Genomic DNA, 15,031 nt, shown 5'->3' with positions numbered 1-15,031 from the left:
AACGGTTTGCGGACAAGTGTGGCACCGTGGCACTAAATTTTGCATTTTTTCCACGGTTGAGTTGTATATATTTTTTCGAAGACACACACGCACGTTCTTATATTTTGTGTATTTTGGGTGCCACGGTGCCACGCTTCGAAAAAAACGCCATGTATCGTTTGCGGCGCAACGGCTTGCGGGTGTGGCACCATTGGTTCCACGGTGCTCCACATCTGCCACGGTCAAAGGGGCAATTCATCGCTCTCTTCGTCATCCATATCGACAGGTGGCAGCACTAGGCAAAAGCACTCTGTCGGGATTCCATTGATGCGCTTGCCCTTGGTGTTGTGTTTCCCGCGGCATTCAATCAGGTTTTCCTGCCGCAGATATGAGATCATAGCCGCTGTGGAGTATCCGGCATCCTGTAGGATCCGTTCAAAGACGGAGCGTATGATATAGGCGCGGTTCCCATCCAGCGCCCCCAAGACCTCAATTGTGCTGTTTTCAGACCGCCCGCACAGCTGGTTGCTGTGCTGCGTGACCCAGTCGCACAAATACTTATAGCCTCGGTCACCTGCGGATACCGCCGCCTTGGATGCCAGAAACTCTGAAAGTTGAGCAACGGTCAATGGTTTCTGTGTGCCGCTGAATACCCACTGACAGACTAATTCATCCGCCAGAATGACAGCCGCTGCCGCCATTGCCTGTTTCTCGGTGGTATCTTGGTCGCTCAGGTCATGGAACAGGGATTGATACCGCTGGGTGATAACATCCAGGATACCGGGCTTGTAGATCTGCTCTACAAATTTTTTCCCAGCCCACCCAAAATTCCGCTTGATGATACTGGATATTCGCATACCATCCTTAATGACTGCTTGGGAGGATTTACACTCAATATCAATGACTCGGTTGATGGCTCCGGCACCAGAGGCCTGCCCAGTCAGCGGGGATTCTCCTGTGGTAAGGATACAGTTATGCCAGGTCGGGGTGATATCCACGCCGCCGGAGCGGTTCCCGCGGGTGCGTCCGACTCCCTGGGCCAGCTTATACACATCGAAATTGGTACGGCCTTTTCCATCTTTGGCGAGCTGAAGCTCATCAAGGCAGAGAGGGAGACTGTTCAGAAAGGCAGCGGTCTTTTCCATACCAACCACTGTGCCGTCAAAAGTTTTGACATAGGAGCCAATAGTAGGATCTCCCCACACACTGGCAGCCATCATCAAAGCGACGGTCTTGCCGGTGCCGGAATCTACACCCCACAGATGCACGAAGAAGGGCAGGCAGTTTAGAGGCTCCAGCAGCACAGACGCAAAGGAGGCCGCCAGGATAATGGCCGCTGTGGTGGACATCCCCCGGACTTCCCCGGCGATATCCAGCCATTTTTCCTCAGAGCCGTGGCTGCGGACAGTGCGGAACATAGTGGAAAAGCTGGCATCACCATCAAAAATCAGACCCTCCACGAAGGGAGAAAAGCCCTCGCCTGGGATGTGGCCGAACCGCCCGATGGATTTTCGCTCTGGTATGGTGTCATAGTTCAGGTTCTCCAGATCGCTGATGTACTGGATGAAGGCTCTGGCGTTTTGGCTGGTGACAGCGATTCCGGAGCCCGCCAGTTCTGTGACCTTGTTGGAGCTGGCGAGCACGATTTTGCTGACGATGATCCGCCGCCAGACAGTTCCTTTGCGAAACGCCAGCTGCAGCTTCTCCTCGCCCGTATCAATATTGACCAGACGCTCCACTGGCATGATGGGATGCGGGCAGGCGATATCTTCAGAAAATCCGATTTTCTTATAGATGCCGTCATCACATGCCTCCCAATCTCCGGCGTTCAGTTCTAAGGGCTGTCCTGTAAAATTGGTAACATTGTCGATATAGATGGGATTGTTCTGCGGTTTCAGAGACTGCACATAATTTTTGTACATGGTCTTGAAGCCTCGGAAGCCCTTAGAGGCCGAATAAAGTGCCAGACTTTCCATCTTTGCCGCATGGACGAACGGCTTTTCACGGAGTTTGTACAGCTCCTCATAAGGCGCCGTTGTCAAAAAATCGTCCTTTTCATATGTCCATTCATCCATGCGGCGGTTACCTCCCTATATTTTCATCCAGCCAGTACTCCAGAATCGACAGTCTCCACAGTGCTTCCGCATAAAACGGGTGCAGGACATCGGCGCCTGGGGCCGGAGCAAAGTGTTTTGTGATTTCCCACCAATAGCGGAACTCCGCCGCTTTTTTGCGGTATTCCTGTTCGAAAGCGGCTTTCTGTTCTGTTTTCTGCCGGCGAGCCTCTAAGATGGCAGACTGTTCTGCCTTAGAGGTTCGCTTTGCCTGGGTGAGGCCAAGGTTAAAGTCCATGTCAAGGCGAATGACAGCCTGTTGAAATCCAATATCAAACAGGCGCATTGTAAAATCAATGATAGATCCGCCAGCGTTACAGCCAAAACAATGCCAGCCTCGGTTATCTGGGTAAATCTTCAGGCTTCCATGGTCATCTCCAGCATGAAAGGGACATTGGATGTAGCCGGAGCGGTTTGGTGAAAAGCCATACTGCTCGACCACCTCCTGCATCGTTAATGCCTGTTTGATTTGATTGGCGACATCAGAGCGGGAGCTCCTCATCTTCAGGTAATCTCCCGATAATCGAGAATGCTGGTCAGCCGCTTGGTGGCTTTACAGTAGTCGCAGTGCTCACAGCGGACCGGCGGGATGTACCCCTCCTTGATGGACTGATACCGCGGAGCATAATCCTCCACCTCTGCCAGCTTTGCGGCGAGATCTTCATCAGGGATGTACAAAGCCGCCAAATCAGGGGAATTTTCCTTGGTTCCAACTGCCAGGACAAAAGGCAGCATATGTCCCTCAATGGCCTGGTAGATGGCACCCTGGATGTCATAGCCCCATGCTTCCACGAAGGGGACGCGGCAGCGATCCTCAGCTGACCAGACGGCCTCCATGTCTCGCATGGCCTTTTGGTCTACAATTGCGCCGTCACACATTCCCAGAGCTGCACCTGCATGGGGAAATCTCTGGACGATCCTCTCACAGGTTGGCCCATCCAGCAGACTGTCAATTTTGATCTTGAAGGGTACACCGGCGATGGTACCGGTTCGAATAACCTGCTTGGCACCGGACATCAGCATGGAGTACAGTTCGTCCGCTTCCAGACGGCTGATGACGTCCTGGGCGTGCAGGTATTCTGCCTTCAGTTGGCCATCTCGTTTGAAAATCTCTGGGTGTTTGGCCTGATACAGTGGAAGCTCGCCGCTGAAATAGGCGTCAATGTAGCCGCCCACCAGCAGAGCCGTTGAGCTGGCAGGGACATACTCGCCGCGCAGCTCTGCCAGGGCCGCTGCTTCACACTTCTGGAAAGCCTTAAATTGCGAGGAACCCATATATACCATGTTGATATCTGGATCATAGTAGTTTTCTGGCGTCACAGCTGGTAACTTAGACATATCCATTACAGTACCTCCCCGGTCTCAGGGTCCGTGGGCGGAATCTCGCCTGTGCTGTCCTGCTGCGCTTCGGCAGCGTTTTCAACTTCCTGCTGCGCTTCGGCAGCGGCCCGGGCGGCATTCTTCCGATTCTGGGCACAGACGGCGCACAGGGGCACGCCGTAATTCCTGGCAGTGTAGCCAGCCAGCCAGCGGGCATCCCTGCCCATGGCAGGGGTGATCTCCTGACCACAGTCAGTACAAATCGGAATGGGATCTTGCTTAATTGGAATGGGATCTTGCTTAATTGGACGCGGTTTGAAGGCGCGGATACGGATACCATCCGTATAACCGCCATCCTGGGGATCCCGCACTTTATGGTCAATGTAAAGTTGAATCTGCTTACCGACCAGTGTGGATGCCTTAGCGTCGCCATACAGCTTCCGCAGGGTCTTTCGATTGGTAGAATTGATGATAAGGGGCCGCACTTGCTTGATGCCTGGGACCCTTTCTTCCGCAAAGGATAAGACATCCTTGTTTTCCTTGCCGCGCTGGAGGGTCACCATGCCATTCCAAAGAGCAGCGATGGTAAGAATAGGTTCCACATCGTCATCGATGTCCTCGGCGCCCAGGTACTCGGATTCCCGCATTTGGCCCAGGCGCTCGTCGCCGGTTAACTGTTTGAGATTGTCTTTGGTCATCATGTGAAATCTTCCTCCTCGTCTGTCAGGCAGCCGATTCCGGCGGCTACCAGGGCCAGAATGATATTGCATTCCTCATAGCAGATATTGGTGTCCGCCTTGACCATAGTGTTCATAATTTTGCTTGCTGCGTCCATCAGCCTGGCCATACGGCAGGGAGTGATATAAATATCACCATTCTTTTCAATGCGATTCCGCTCGGCCGCCATTCTCTCAGCAGGCGTCATAATTCGGTTACCTCCAGTTCCTCAGAATCAGTCACACGGGTAGCAATCAGCTGGAGGCCCTTGGCCTTACATTTGGCATACAGGCGCTCACGGCTCTCCTTGTCCAGCCTTTCGGCACCGTCAATCAGGATGATTTGGAGCTGACCAGGTTTGCTGACAGTAATGTCAACGCACAGCTCCAGCAATTCTCCATCAGATAGGTTGGAGATCGGAAGCCCATTGATCAGCGGCACGCCGTTCTCTACAGTCAGCCCCTCCACAGGAATCTTTGCCTCCGCCAGGATCAGCGAGGGAAGCTCCCGGGCCAGTTCGATTTTGCGGGTCAGCTCCGCAGACTGCCCAGTCAGATCCTGCACCTCCGCCTGCATGGAAATCATGCGCTGGTACTCATTCAGATGTTTCCGCATGGCTTCTGCGGTATCGACTTCAGCTGCCAGGGTGGAGATATCCGCAGGTTCTTTGTCGGCATACTGCTGTGCAATGCCAACATCTTTTCCCAGCTTGGCCACAGCGGCCTCATAATTGGCCCGCACCACATCTGCCCGTTCCATCTTCCTCTGTTCCAGCCCCGCCAACTTTTCCTCAGCGGAGCAAATCTCTGCTTTCAGACGCTCAATGGTGCCAGACAGGCGCTCCCGCTCCTGAGAAATATCACGGTCAATAGCCGCCAGCTCTGTGTCACGGGTACCTGCAAGGCCTCGCAGCTTGGCATCATAGCTGGCCTGGAATGCCTTGGCCCGTTCAATGATGCCGTTCTGCTCGCGCAGGTGCTCCAGTTTTCGATATTTTTCACTGATTGGGAAGGTATTCCAGCGGTCATAGTCATAGCCAGTGGGAATATCCCGGGCAATATCACTGATGAATGCCTGCTTATTGCGGATGTCGCGGTTGATGTTCTGCCGGCTCTGGAAGTAAACGCCATTCTCTGCCTGGATGTCATTCAGCACCTCTAAAATGTGCTTGGAGTAATCCACGCCTTGGGGGATCTCTCCGAACTGCTCCCGGATCCAGTTCATGTCCCAGTCGAACTCAACAAGGGACAGGATGACCCGGTTTTTCTCTTGGCGGCTGAGCTGGCAAAACTCCACAGGATTTAGCTGCAGGGGCGTAAAAATCTTGGAAAGAAACTCTGCAGGCCGGGTCTGCAGCATAGAGCCATCCCGGACCTTGACACTGCTGGGCTTGGCTGCTCCAATTTTTCGGTCAATGGTTAGACCGGAAGTGGTTTCAATGATGATCTCGCCCTCATCGGTGCCCTGATGGACGATGAAGTCCCGTTCAGAGCGGTTGGTCAGGGCGAAACGAATAGCATCCAGGACTGACGTCTTCCCGGCTCCCTTGGGGCCGGAGATCTCCACGGACTTGCCGTTCAGTGTGGTTTCCTTGATGCCGTAAAGGTTTTTGATAACGATTTTTGAGGTTTTCATTGACAAAACTCTCTTTCTCCCATAACATGGGGGTGAAATGATTGGTTTTGTGCCGGTCATGCCCCTGGCAGGTGTGCGAGACCTGCCAGGGGCTTTTTCTGCTTACAGAGCGACGATGACCGAGCCTTCGGCAACTTCCTGCTCCAGCCGACTTTCAAGAAACTTTTTGATGGTTTCCCGTGCAGTCAGCTTCCACATACCACCGTCAGCCTCAGTAAAACTGATACCGCGCTCACTGACGCGGATCAGGAAAGCGGATTCCGGCTGCTCCACTTCCTGGAAAGTTCTGTAGGGCTTCAGTTTGACAATGGGGCGAATCGCTTCGTTGGACTGAAGGGCAACACCCTTCTGGGTCACAACGCTGGTAGCAATGCCGTTGTCATTGAGCGTGATCTTGCCGCCGCTGGTGATATCTGACAGCAATTTCATAGCGTAGAGTGCATCCGGCGTCTCCTGGAAGCGGGTACGCAGCGCAATCTGCATCTCTTCAAAGCCCAATTTCACACCGGAATCCCAGCCGGGAACATCAGTGGCTTTGACCTCGTAATAGACCTGACGGAAGCATCTGGCGTCAGCGTCAGGTTGGCCAAAACAACGGACGGTCATGTGATCTGGAATGGTGATGTACAGGGGGGTGTCCTGCTCAGACGCTTCGGTCCTGACCATTTTGACCAGGGCGTCCAGGCTGTTCAGCGGCAGGGTATCCGGGTGAAAAATGGTGGGCAGGATTTCCTTCACGTCTCCATTGGAGGTGATACGGAAGGTGGAGCCTCCAATAGGATGAATCAGGGGCTGCGTGGTATTCTGGATGTGTTCGATAAAAGCTTTCAGCATAGTGAGATCTCTCCTTACATGGCACATTTGATGAGCTTCAGTGACGGGGGTGCTTCCTGCTCGGTACCGTCAATACCAAACTGACCGGGAACCTGGGGGACCATCTCCACAACGGTATCCTCGTCGGCCACATACAGTGTGGTAGTGACCGGATTGGTCGCGGCCAGGGTGGACTTGGCGGTAACGCTGACAGAGATGTTCTGCCGGGTGTCATCTGGCTTCAATTCCAACGTGATAGTCAGTTTGCGCTTGGCAGTGGCGGCGGTATTGGGATCCAGGATGTTCTCCATCAGGTGGGTCATCTCGTAGTCAGCACGCTCCATAATGGCGCCGCGGGCCATCTGAAGGATCGACTTTTGAGCATTGGGATCCATAATGCTTTCCTCCTTTCCTGAGAGTGGTTTTAGAGTAATTTGAGAGCTCCGGCCCTCTGCCGGACACCCCGCTACCCCCCGGGAAGGTAGCGGCGGCACCGGCCTCTTGCGGCGGAGGTGTCGAGCGCCTGGGGAAGGCACCCGGCAGGGGGCCGGATAAGTGGTACAATTGCTATCAAAAATAGGCGGGATCGGCACAAAGAGAGTGCGGATGCCCGGCAGAAGACAGGAGTAATAGGTTTTCGCAGCGCACTTCTTGGATCCGCCACGCAACCAACTGTGATCATTCCCTGGTCCTGCTTTCTTCCGAATGAGCCGCACGATATGCCTGTGCTTTTTTTGCGCAAATTTCCTCCCTGTGGGCAGCGTAGTAGGCTCTGTTCCGGGCTTGAATTTTCTCTTTATCCCTTGCCCATTGGGGACACCGTATGACTTCCCGGCCTTCCATAACTGCACGAGCCTTGGCACGAAAATTGGAAAGCGTTCTAGCAGCAGTGTTTACAGATATGCTCATAAATGCAGCAATTTCACGAGCTTCAAAGCCAAGACGGTAATAATCGATTGCCTCGCGTTCCCGCGGTGTCGCTTCTGCAAGCATGCGGTTTATTAGGTCCTCTCCTATTACCTGCCCCTCAGTGTCCATGCTCGTATCAGCTACGACTTCATACAGTGAGAACTCCCCCTCATCCGTATGAACTGGGATACTGTCAAAGCTCATACTCAACCGATCCGCATTTCGCTTGTGCGTTCCTAAGCGTCGCCATTCCTGAAAAACAGCACATTTCATGCAGATATTCGCCAGTCCCAGGAAATTTTTATCCCCTTTTGGCCAATTCCGGCGGCATTCTCTCTGAACCGCTTTCAGATAGCCAAAAATCACTACATCGTAGTAATCACTTGGATCCAGGCGGTTTCGGCGCAAAAACTCGTCTACCAGATAGAAGTATTTCTCTGCCATTGCCTGTTCAACACTGGTGAGGGGCTGCAATGCATGCATCCGCACGGTCATGGGGCATTCTCTTTCGTGAGATTGGAGAGGTCGATCCGACAGTTCTCCGTGCGGCGGTTCAGATCTTCAAAGGCCTTTCCCATTGTGGCACATTGTGCCAAAAGCGCGGGAAGCGGCACATGAACTTCCGCTGCAACTGCTGCAGACAACTGCATCCAGGAAAAGATAATATCAATGCGCTTGCCCTCGATGCGGATCGTTCCGTCGATGGCGGTGTTGACGATTTCCAGATGCGCGTCGCCACGTTTCAGATCAGCCATTGCCAGACACTCCCTTCTGAGCTACCCACCAAACAGTGGCGGTCCGCCGCCCCAACTGACGGGCTTCCTCGTGACTGCTGACACACAGGTCTATATGGGCGCCTTTCACACCGCTGCCAGTATCAGAGGCATGGTAGGTATGCAGAACACCATCGCCGTAGTCTACCAGGACATCACTCCCCAGGGGGATTACCTGGGGATCAACGGCCACTGTGTAGTAGGGAACCGCCGGGGCGCCGCTGGCGGTGATTCCGTCAGTTTTGCCGCAGCACTCAACGCAGCAGTCATAGTGGGTAACGGTGACGTCCTGCAGAGTATGGACTGTGGGGATCTCATCCGCCGGGATGCAGCACACTATAGTAGCGGGCACATCATCACCCGGCAGAGCCTGATCTGTCTGGTGGGCCGTTGCGCCTGCCGGCGAGCCTATTTCAACGCCCTGGGCATGAACTGCCAGGATGGCCAGGATCTCAATAGCGATAGCGGCAATCAGCGCGGCATAGGCCGTGCGGCGCCAGGTATCGGCGGTGTGCTGGACATGCCTGACCAGGCGGCGCTCGGCATTTCGCCGGGCAGCAGTGTCCAACAGATCCTGTGTATGTACGGCGGTCACAGCGGCATCCCAGGCATCGACCCGGCGATCAAGGTCATCCATCCGCTTCCGTAGGTCAATATGATCGGCCTCCAGCTGACGGATGCGCTTGGCCTGCTTCTCACTCATGCGGCGGCACCTCCTCGCGGCGGAAAATAGATGTGCAGTTCTTCTGGCTGTGCTCGGCAGATCTCGAGCACGCGGTACATCTCGGATATGGTCCAGGGAGTTTTGCCAATCATCCGATTGTTGATAGCTGTGTGGCTTAGTTTGAGGGCATAGCCCAGATCGGATTGATTCATACCCAGCTGACGCAGGCGGCCGTCGAGGTAGATGTATACGATTTTTCGGCGTCTCATAGGAAAGCTCCTTTCGGTGTGATATGTGATGGTTAGGGGATTGTCCTCCCTTGCGGCCAGTGGTAAACTGGCAGGGAAGGGGGGTGATTTGATGCTGTTCAAAGACGAGAAAATTGTTGATGTGGTTGAAGTAATTGGTGCTGAGAACGCAAAAGAATACATTGATAAAGGCTGGGTTGTACTGGGTGTAGTGACCCATTACGACATGACAGACGGAAAATTTATCTACTCTCTCGGCAAACTTTCAGAAATCTAATTGCCCATAAGAAACGCTCTATACAATTTTTTGAAGTTTTTGATCCCCACAACATGAGCATTCTCTTGAACAGCCTCAAGGGCTTGCTCATGCTGTAAGGGGTCCTTTTTTATGCTGTGGAGATACTCATATGGCTTAGTAGTTGATAGAAAATCTTCTTTTGTGAATTTTTGCACCTTGTTCACCCTCCCTGTGCAGTAACTTTGTAAGTTACTTTTTAGCGAAAAAAATTTCTGCCGGATTATCAATTTTAAGAATACCAATCATCTGATCTACTTCATCAGTTCCAAAAACGCCCTTTTTCATTTTAGAGTAAAAGGTTTTTTCAGTCATACCAAGTTTTTTTGCGACTTGCCTTTGAGAAAACCCCTGCTCTGCAATGATTCCACGCAGTTTTTCCGTTGCGACCATAGTAAGCCTCCTTTCTCTCATTGAAGTAACTTGTTGAGTTACATAGATAGTAGCACCAAGAAAGTCGCTTGTCAAGTTATTTTTTACTTGACTTAGCCAAAAACAGTAATATAATAAAGTTACTACTTTTGATAGGAGCATAGTGGTATGGATAAGGGCAGTCGGATTAAAACCGCTAGGGAAGCTAAAAACCTTACACAAGAAGAACTTGGTACTCTGTGCGGAACAACAAAGCAAACTATTTTCAAATATGAAAATAATATTGTGACCAATATCCCAACTGATAGATTAGAAAAATTAGCTGAAGTTCTTGGAGTGACCCCTGCCTACCTAATGGGGTGGGAGACCCAACTGCTCAATGAGACCATAAAAGAAAATCAGTCTGGCCGCACAACTGTGAAAGAGGAAATGAGCCGGCTTTTCGGTGCGAAGTACAGCGCCGCAGATCTAATTCTTCAGGGCAACAAGACTGCCATTCTATATTACAAAGCACTGGATCGTCGGTGTGCTCCAGAATTGTTGGACATCATCAGTACAGTCGACAAGATGAGCTTTACTGAATTAGAGAATATCAATCTCCTGGTTCAGGCATACCTTCGCGCAGATTCACCAATCCGCGAAATTGTGGATACTGCGTTGAAGCCCTATAAGCAAGATGGATCATTCGGCGAGGAAATCGTGTGATTGTTGTGGACTTTCAAAAAAATGGTAGGAGGAATCAAAATGAGAACTAAATTCATATCTCTGCTTCTTATGCTTTTATTGCTCTCTTCTTTTACTGCCTGTGGAACTGAATCTCAATCCATGGAGAATGAATCTGCATCACCAGCGCCAAGTACTCCCGCCACAATGAACAATTCCGCTGCAGAAAGTGTTGAAAGCATCCATGTTGAGATTAAAGATCTTCAAAGTAATCTCAACCAATGGCATCGGTTTTCTTTGGATGTGTTCCATAACACAGGCAAGTATTTGACTGCAGAAATCTGTGGAAGGATTTTTGATGCTGAGGGGGATTTATTGGGTGAAACAACTGTATTCATAAATAACCTTGGGTCTGCTCCCAGTGACTGGGTATCGGAACCATTTCTGGCAAAAGGTTCCTCTGAATACGTGGCAGATTATGAGGTTATCTCTTTTGAATTCACTGATGGTTTCCCTACCACCCCCGAAATCACAAGCGGCAATGTAAAAAACTATTTGCGGTTAACAACTGAAGATCTTGGCGACGTTCTGGGGGACGATAAAGAAATCACAGTTGCCATCCATAACCTTACACCGCAGTATTACAGTGGAAAAATTACCTTTGTTGTGGTGGATGGACAAGGGGCTGAAATATTAAATGAGTCTGTAGACTTCAAAAATATAAGACCGTATACAGATTCCGAAAAGTTGTTATTCTTCCCAATCGTTGACGAATACACAGTGACTTATACTGTAGACGATTTTCAGTTTTCTGAAATACCAATCTCCTAACATGAAAGAAGCCGCCCCGGTGTTACCAGCACCAGGACGGCAATGCACAGCGAATCCCCTAACCATCACGAAAGAAGAAACGAAAGGAGCCAAAGGAGGTATCCACCACAGGATCTACCAAGGCACCACCATGCCCTTTTATACTATCACGAAAAAGGCGTGGTGGCAAGGATGAAAGGAGTATTTTTATGTCTGAGAGAAAGAACGAAGCCAGCTGGGTCGAGAGCCGGCAACGATGGCAGATTAAAGTCCAGCAGAATGGTACCCGCAAGACCTTCACGAGTACAATAGCGGGAAAGAAGGGAAAGGCTGATGCGGAGCGCCAAGCTGACCGCTGGCTGGTAGACTCGACCACAGCGGAGCGGATCCGGGTAGACAAGCTCCTGGATCAGTACGAGGCGTATCTAAAGGCGACGAAGTCCACAGGCCATGCCACCCAGTACTGTGGTTTCATTCGACTATATATCCGGCCAGTCATTGGCATGAAGCGCATCAATGCTTTGACCGAGGGTGACTTACAGGACGTCATAGATGTGATCTACTCGGAGCGGCATCTGGCGGATAAGACACTGCGGGATGTTCGAGGCTGTATGCTGAATTTCATTAAGTGGTGCAGGAAGCATGGAAAAACCAGACTGTATCCAGAGTCCTTGACGATCCCAGCAGGCGCTAAGCGGCCAGAGAAGAGAATTGTTCCGCCAGAAGGAATAATTACGCTCTTTCGTACAGATATGACTGCCTGGCGTGGAAAGCCCATTAAGGACTGGTACATCCACGCATACCGTTTCGCCGTCATAACCGGGCTACGCCCTGGGGAGCTAACTGGCCTAGAGGATAAGAACGATATCAAAGGCAACAAGGTCACTGTGCGCCGCTCCATCAATGTCCGAAAAGAGATGACACAGGGAAAGAACGACAATGCGCGTCGCACTTTCCAACTCCCGCCGCAGGGTGTGGAGGAGGTTAAAGCGCAGCGGGCCATGCTCAAGGAAGTTGGAATGATCTCACCTTATCTGTTTCCTGGACCGGATGGTGGGCCGCTGGTTAATAAGAACTTCATTCGAGCCTGGAAACGGTACTGCCAGGTGAACGGGATTCCGGAGACTACCTTATACGAACTCCGGCACACGTATGTTTCCATCAACAAGGAAATGCCTGAAGGCCTGAAGAAGATGGTCATTGGCCACAGCAAGGACATGGATACAGAGGGAACCTATAGCCACACCATGGCCGGGGATATGGAGAAAGCGGCCAACTACACGGGGGAGGCACTGAAGGCCATCATTAGCAGGAAAAAATAAAAGTGGGTACTTTTGTGGGTACCGAAAAATTAGAAAAGCCCTGGAGCCTTACGGCCCCAGGGCTTTGACGTGGTGGAGACTACTGGACTCGAACCAGTGACCTCCTGCGTGTGAAGCAGGCGCTCTAACCAGCTGAGCTAAGCCTCCATATGGATATCAACTTTTTGAGGACCCACAAGACGCCGCAGACCACGACGTCTTATGGGATGGTGACCCGTACGGGATTCGAACCCATGTTACAGCCGTGAAAGGGCCGTGTCTTAACCACTTGACCAACGGGCCGAAGGGTCCATAAAGCGCCCTGCGGCGCTTTATGGAATTGGTAGCGGCACCTGGATTTGAACCGGGGACACTGCGGGTATGAACCGCATGCTCTAGCCAACTGAGCTATGCCGCCATAAGTGTATCTCCTCAACAGGCAGGAATTACTATACCAGAAACAGGCGGGATTTGTCAACCCCTATAAACAAAAAACTCAAAAAAAGCAGCCTTTATATTTAGGTTACACAGTCCGACATGGACAGTGTAACCTAATTTTTTTACTGTTTGGGGGTGAGGACGTGGCCGATTATGCTTTCAGGACCATGAAGGACCGGCTGGAGATTGAAAAGCTGTGGGAGGCCGGAAAGGTGCCCAAAGAGATCGCAGCGGACACCGGCGTGTCCGTCCATGTGGTCTACAAGGAACTGGCCAGGGGCCAGGACGGGAGCCGCCTGCCGGACCAGCGCCTGCGGTATAGCGCGGAACTGGCCCAGCGGCGGGTCCAAAAATCGCTGGAGGCGCGGGGAAAGAAAACCGGGCAGCCCGCCGCCGGCAGACGGGCGGGGATCAAGAGAGCCGCCAACAGTTAAGGAGGACGCCATGGCAAAGCGCAGAGAAATCAAGTTCAGACGTGAAAACGGGGACCTGACCGGGCGCCAGAACGGGATCAAGTTCTATATTTTCCACCATGAGAGCCTGGAGGCCGCCGGGGAACCGGCCTATACCGTGGGATTTAGGACCGGGTACGGCGGGAGCAACAGCGACTGCGCCCGCACCTATGTCAGCACCGGGGGTTATCAGCAGTTCACCCTGGAGGGCGCCATGGAGTTCTGCCAGCAGATCGCCGCCGGGGAAATCACCGTGGAGGACGTGCTGGCCACCCAGGCGGCCCAGGACACGGCCAAGGAACAGGCGGCGGTAAAGGCAATCACGGCCAGGGCCAAAAAGTTCAGGGACCGGCTGGAGGCCAAGGGGCTGACCTATATGGACCTGCTGGAACTGGAGGCCATCCACAAGGGCCTGGGGGATATTGGCCACAATATCCTGCTGGGCTGGTATCACGGGGAGGGCCTGCCCCATGGGTGAGGAAAAAAGAGCGTTCGATCTGGTGGTCTACGCGGACGGCCAGCCGGTGGCCCGTGTGGAGGGGCTACAACTGCAGGAAGTGGACACCGCGACGGAGGAGGCCAAGAGCCAGGAGGGCGGCCCGGTGACGTTGCAATGGTCCGTTTCCTACAAAGCGGCGGCGGCTGCCATGGAGGAGATCACCAGGCAAGCGGAGGCGGCCAGAGGGGCCATACAGGCGTTTTTCCGCCACATTGTGGAGGTGTGGGAGGAAATCCAGCTGCGGGAGGCCGTCCGGTGGGCGGAGGAATACAACCGCCCGCTGGCCTGGCGCTACCACCGCACCAAGAAAAAGCGGACCCGGAAAAAGTACGCCAAGCGGATCATGGCGTGGTATAGGGGGGACTGAAATGCTGCGGCTGAAAGCGACGAAAAAGCGGCTTTACAATCTGGTGGCCACCTATGAGGACCTGCCGCCGCTGACCAAAACCGCCTTTGTAAAGGCGTACAGGTCCACGGACTACTGGCTGCGCTGGTATGGCGGCGGCCTGTGGTGTGAGGCGTTCCTGGCCGTGTGCGCCGGGCGCCCCCTGCTGGCTATCACCAAAAAGGACTATGACGGCCCGGAGGTGTCCCGCGTGGTCCACACCCTGGATCTGGCGGACCTGCGGGAGCGGGACATGGTGGAGGACTTCACCACGGCGGCGGAGAGGAGGGCGGCCTGTGCGGCGGTGTAAATTCTGCGGCGCGGAAATCGACTGGATCACCAACCTGGAGGGCAAGCCCGTCCCGGTTGACCCGGATCCCGTCTGCGTGATCGAGGACGGCGGCCCGGAGGAGTTCCTGGACGATATGGGTGCCACCGTGACCGGGCGCCAGGCGGCGCCGGAGGAAGAGCGGCGGGACCTGGCCGTGGCCTTTGTGCCGCACCGGAGGACCTGCCCGGCCCTGCGCGGCCCGGTGCGCCGGAAAATGTAAAAATTAGCCCACCAGGGGGCAGACGGCTGGGACGCCTGGGGAAATGAAGTCCCGGCAGAATAGGAGGAAAATATGGGAACGGCAACGCGGGAC

22 protein-coding genes and 3 tRNA genes are annotated in these 15,031 nt (G+C 53.2%); 9 read left to right on the top strand and 16 right to left on the bottom strand.

The features are described from left to right. Positions 1-221: 221 nt before the first annotated feature. The 12 genes from Q0Z69_RS12965 to Q0Z69_RS12910 all read right to left on the bottom strand — a co-directional run bounded on the left by Q0Z69_RS12965 (position 222) and on the right by Q0Z69_RS12910 (position 9,193). A complete protein-coding gene (locus Q0Z69_RS12965) occupies positions 222-2,054 on the bottom strand; it encodes a DUF927 domain-containing protein (RefSeq protein WP_298034328.1) in 1,833 nt (610 codons plus the stop codon). A 7-nt stretch (positions 2,055-2,061) separates the two neighbouring features. After that, positions 2,062-2,595 carry a CHC2 zinc finger domain-containing protein gene (locus Q0Z69_RS12960; protein ID WP_298034325.1) on the bottom strand — a complete coding sequence of 178 codons (534 nt, stop codon included), beginning with the start codon at positions 2,593-2,595 and terminating at the stop codon, positions 2,062-2,064. A gap of 2 nt (positions 2,596-2,597) precedes the next feature. Further along, the gene (locus Q0Z69_RS12955; protein ID WP_298034323.1) at positions 2,598-3,431 is read right to left on the bottom strand and encodes a PD-(D/E)XK nuclease-like domain-containing protein; all 834 of its coding nucleotides are present in this window, start codon (positions 3,429-3,431) and stop codon (positions 2,598-2,600) included. Between the two features lie 5 nt (positions 3,432-3,436). Next, the gene (locus tag Q0Z69_RS12950; protein ID WP_298034320.1) at positions 3,437-4,114 is read right to left on the bottom strand and encodes a hypothetical protein; all 678 of its coding nucleotides are present in this window, start codon (positions 4,112-4,114) and stop codon (positions 3,437-3,439) included. Continuing rightward, positions 4,111-4,338, bottom strand: a complete 228-nt coding sequence (locus Q0Z69_RS12945; protein WP_298034318.1) for a hypothetical protein — start codon at positions 4,336-4,338, stop codon at positions 4,111-4,113. The genes Q0Z69_RS12950 and Q0Z69_RS12945 overlap by 4 nt, the downstream gene beginning before the upstream one ends. After that, entirely contained in the window at positions 4,335-5,765 is a 1,431-nt protein-coding gene (locus Q0Z69_RS12940) for an AAA family ATPase (protein ID WP_298034315.1), read from the bottom strand. Before Q0Z69_RS12940 ends, Q0Z69_RS12945 begins: the two co-directional genes overlap by 4 nt. Before the next feature lie 102 nt (positions 5,766-5,867). Further along, entirely contained in the window at positions 5,868-6,599 is a 732-nt protein-coding gene (locus Q0Z69_RS12935; protein ID WP_298034313.1) for a hypothetical protein, read from the bottom strand. Positions 6,600-6,613: 14 nt separating this feature from the next. Beyond that, complete coding sequence (locus tag Q0Z69_RS12930; protein WP_298034310.1) at positions 6,614-6,973, bottom strand: hypothetical protein; 360 nt, start codon at positions 6,971-6,973, stop codon at positions 6,614-6,616. A 283-nt stretch (positions 6,974-7,256) separates the two neighbouring features. Then, positions 7,257-7,982, bottom strand: coding sequence for an ECF-type sigma factor (locus Q0Z69_RS12925; protein ID WP_298034307.1), 726 nt, complete (start codon positions 7,980-7,982; stop codon positions 7,257-7,259). Beyond that, the gene (locus Q0Z69_RS12920; RefSeq protein ID WP_298034305.1) at positions 7,979-8,242 is read right to left on the bottom strand and encodes a hypothetical protein; all 264 of its coding nucleotides are present in this window, start codon (positions 8,240-8,242) and stop codon (positions 7,979-7,981) included. Before Q0Z69_RS12920 ends, Q0Z69_RS12925 begins: the two co-directional genes overlap by 4 nt. Beyond that, positions 8,235-8,963, bottom strand: a complete 729-nt coding sequence (locus Q0Z69_RS12915) for a 3D domain-containing protein (RefSeq protein WP_298034302.1) — start codon at positions 8,961-8,963, stop codon at positions 8,235-8,237. The genes Q0Z69_RS12920 and Q0Z69_RS12915 overlap by 8 nt, the downstream gene beginning before the upstream one ends. Continuing rightward, positions 8,960-9,193, bottom strand: a complete 234-nt coding sequence (locus tag Q0Z69_RS12910) for a hypothetical protein (protein ID WP_298034299.1) — start codon at positions 9,191-9,193, stop codon at positions 8,960-8,962. The genes Q0Z69_RS12915 and Q0Z69_RS12910 overlap by 4 nt, the downstream gene beginning before the upstream one ends. 91 nt (positions 9,194-9,284) lie before the next feature. On the opposite strand from Q0Z69_RS12910, the gene Q0Z69_RS12905 reads away from it, so the two are divergent. Next, entirely contained in the window at positions 9,285-9,449 is a 165-nt protein-coding gene (locus Q0Z69_RS12905) for a hypothetical protein (RefSeq protein ID WP_298034297.1), read from the top strand. A gap of 210 nt (positions 9,450-9,659) precedes the next feature. On the opposite strand, the gene Q0Z69_RS12900 is transcribed toward Q0Z69_RS12905, so the two are convergent. After that, positions 9,660-9,860: a helix-turn-helix domain-containing protein gene (locus Q0Z69_RS12900; protein ID WP_298034294.1), complete on the bottom strand. Its 201-nt coding sequence runs from the start codon at positions 9,858-9,860 to the stop codon at positions 9,660-9,662. Positions 9,861-10,007: 147 nt separating this feature from the next. Here Q0Z69_RS12900 and Q0Z69_RS12895 point away from each other — a divergent pair, with 147 nt between their 5' ends. The 3 genes from Q0Z69_RS12895 to Q0Z69_RS12885 all read left to right on the top strand — a co-directional run bounded on the left by Q0Z69_RS12895 (position 10,008) and on the right by Q0Z69_RS12885 (position 12,634). Further along, positions 10,008-10,544: a helix-turn-helix domain-containing protein gene (locus Q0Z69_RS12895; protein ID WP_298034292.1), complete on the top strand. Its 537-nt coding sequence runs from the start codon at positions 10,008-10,010 to the stop codon at positions 10,542-10,544. Between the two features lie 39 nt (positions 10,545-10,583). Further along, complete coding sequence (locus Q0Z69_RS12890; protein ID WP_298034289.1) at positions 10,584-11,333, top strand: hypothetical protein; 750 nt, start codon at positions 10,584-10,586, stop codon at positions 11,331-11,333. A gap of 188 nt (positions 11,334-11,521) precedes the next feature. Continuing rightward, positions 11,522-12,634, top strand: coding sequence for a tyrosine-type recombinase/integrase (locus tag Q0Z69_RS12885; RefSeq protein WP_298034287.1), 1,113 nt, complete (start codon positions 11,522-11,524; stop codon positions 12,632-12,634). 70 nt (positions 12,635-12,704) lie between these two features. Here Q0Z69_RS12885 and Q0Z69_RS12880 read toward each other — a convergent pair. From Q0Z69_RS12880 to Q0Z69_RS12870, 3 genes are all read right to left on the bottom strand, one after another. Further along, positions 12,705-12,781 (bottom strand) — tRNA-Val (locus tag Q0Z69_RS12880). Between the two features lie 60 nt (positions 12,782-12,841). Next, positions 12,842-12,916, bottom strand: a tRNA-Glu gene (locus tag Q0Z69_RS12875). Positions 12,917-12,954: 38 nt separating this feature from the next. Continuing rightward, positions 12,955-13,031 (bottom strand) — tRNA-Met (locus tag Q0Z69_RS12870). Between the two features lie 163 nt (positions 13,032-13,194). On the opposite strand from Q0Z69_RS12870, the gene Q0Z69_RS12865 reads away from it, so the two are divergent. Genes Q0Z69_RS12865 through Q0Z69_RS12845 form a run of 5 tightly spaced genes read left to right on the top strand, consistent with a single transcriptional unit; the run spans position 13,195 to position 14,938 of the window. Continuing rightward, entirely contained in the window at positions 13,195-13,485 is a 291-nt protein-coding gene (locus tag Q0Z69_RS12865) for a helix-turn-helix domain-containing protein (protein ID WP_298034282.1), read from the top strand. A gap of 10 nt (positions 13,486-13,495) precedes the next feature. Beyond that, positions 13,496-13,981, top strand: coding sequence for a hypothetical protein (locus tag Q0Z69_RS12860; RefSeq protein ID WP_298034280.1), 486 nt, complete (start codon positions 13,496-13,498; stop codon positions 13,979-13,981). Next, positions 13,974-14,369 (top strand): hypothetical protein, encoded by a 396-nt coding sequence (locus tag Q0Z69_RS12855; protein WP_298034277.1) that lies wholly within the window; start codon positions 13,974-13,976, stop codon positions 14,367-14,369. Before Q0Z69_RS12860 ends, Q0Z69_RS12855 begins: the two co-directional genes overlap by 8 nt. A gap of 1 nt (position 14,370) precedes the next feature. Further along, entirely contained in the window at positions 14,371-14,697 is a 327-nt protein-coding gene (locus tag Q0Z69_RS12850) for a hypothetical protein (RefSeq protein ID WP_298034274.1), read from the top strand. Beyond that, a complete protein-coding gene (locus tag Q0Z69_RS12845; RefSeq protein WP_298034271.1) occupies positions 14,684-14,938 on the top strand; it encodes a hypothetical protein in 255 nt (84 codons plus the stop codon). The genes Q0Z69_RS12850 and Q0Z69_RS12845 overlap by 14 nt, the downstream gene beginning before the upstream one ends. The last annotated feature ends 93 nt before the right edge of the window (positions 14,939-15,031 follow it).

The sequence above is a fragment of the uncultured Dysosmobacter sp. genome (assembly GCF_947631165.1).
Lineage (GTDB): Bacteria > Bacillota > Clostridia > Oscillospirales > Oscillospiraceae > Oscillibacter.
This window is presented reverse-complemented; position numbering and strand designations above follow the sequence as displayed.

Bases quoted from the DNA above. Each gene is read 5' to 3' on its own strand.
- Q0Z69_RS12965 (WP_298034328.1), bottom strand. From the start codon at position 2,054: ATGGATGAATGGACATATGAAAAGGACGATTTTTTGACAACGGCGCCT.
- Q0Z69_RS12960 (WP_298034325.1), bottom strand. From the start codon at position 2,595: ATGAGGAGCTCCCGCTCTGATGTCGCCAATCAAATCAAACAGGCATTA.
- Q0Z69_RS12955 (WP_298034323.1), bottom strand. From the start codon at position 3,431: ATGTCTAAGTTACCAGCTGTGACGCCAGAAAACTACTATGATCCAGAT.
- Q0Z69_RS12950 (WP_298034320.1), bottom strand. From the start codon at position 4,114: ATGATGACCAAAGACAATCTCAAACAGTTAACCGGCGACGAGCGCCTG.
- Q0Z69_RS12945 (WP_298034318.1), bottom strand. From the start codon at position 4,338: ATGACGCCTGCTGAGAGAATGGCGGCCGAGCGGAATCGCATTGAAAAG.
- Q0Z69_RS12940 (WP_298034315.1), bottom strand. From the start codon at position 5,765: ATGAAAACCTCAAAAATCGTTATCAAAAACCTTTACGGCATCAAGGAA.
- Q0Z69_RS12935 (WP_298034313.1), bottom strand. From the start codon at position 6,599: ATGCTGAAAGCTTTTATCGAACACATCCAGAATACCACGCAGCCCCTG.
- Q0Z69_RS12930 (WP_298034310.1), bottom strand. From the start codon at position 6,973: ATGGATCCCAATGCTCAAAAGTCGATCCTTCAGATGGCCCGCGGCGCC.
- Q0Z69_RS12925 (WP_298034307.1), bottom strand. From the start codon at position 7,982: ATGACCGTGCGGATGCATGCATTGCAGCCCCTCACCAGTGTTGAACAG.
- Q0Z69_RS12920 (WP_298034305.1), bottom strand. From the start codon at position 8,242: ATGGCTGATCTGAAACGTGGCGACGCGCATCTGGAAATCGTCAACACC.
- Q0Z69_RS12915 (WP_298034302.1), bottom strand. From the start codon at position 8,963: ATGAGTGAGAAGCAGGCCAAGCGCATCCGTCAGCTGGAGGCCGATCAT.
- Q0Z69_RS12910 (WP_298034299.1), bottom strand. From the start codon at position 9,193: ATGAGACGCCGAAAAATCGTATACATCTACCTCGACGGCCGCCTGCGT.
- Q0Z69_RS12905 (WP_298034297.1), top strand. From the start codon at position 9,285: ATGCTGTTCAAAGACGAGAAAATTGTTGATGTGGTTGAAGTAATTGGT.
- Q0Z69_RS12900 (WP_298034294.1), bottom strand. From the start codon at position 9,860: ATGGTCGCAACGGAAAAACTGCGTGGAATCATTGCAGAGCAGGGGTTT.
- Q0Z69_RS12895 (WP_298034292.1), top strand. From the start codon at position 10,008: ATGGATAAGGGCAGTCGGATTAAAACCGCTAGGGAAGCTAAAAACCTT.
- Q0Z69_RS12890 (WP_298034289.1), top strand. From the start codon at position 10,584: ATGAGAACTAAATTCATATCTCTGCTTCTTATGCTTTTATTGCTCTCT.
- Q0Z69_RS12885 (WP_298034287.1), top strand. From the start codon at position 11,522: ATGTCTGAGAGAAAGAACGAAGCCAGCTGGGTCGAGAGCCGGCAACGA.
- Q0Z69_RS12860 (WP_298034280.1), top strand. From the start codon at position 13,496: ATGGCAAAGCGCAGAGAAATCAAGTTCAGACGTGAAAACGGGGACCTG.
- Q0Z69_RS12855 (WP_298034277.1), top strand. From the start codon at position 13,974: ATGGGTGAGGAAAAAAGAGCGTTCGATCTGGTGGTCTACGCGGACGGC.
- Q0Z69_RS12850 (WP_298034274.1), top strand. From the start codon at position 14,371: ATGCTGCGGCTGAAAGCGACGAAAAAGCGGCTTTACAATCTGGTGGCC.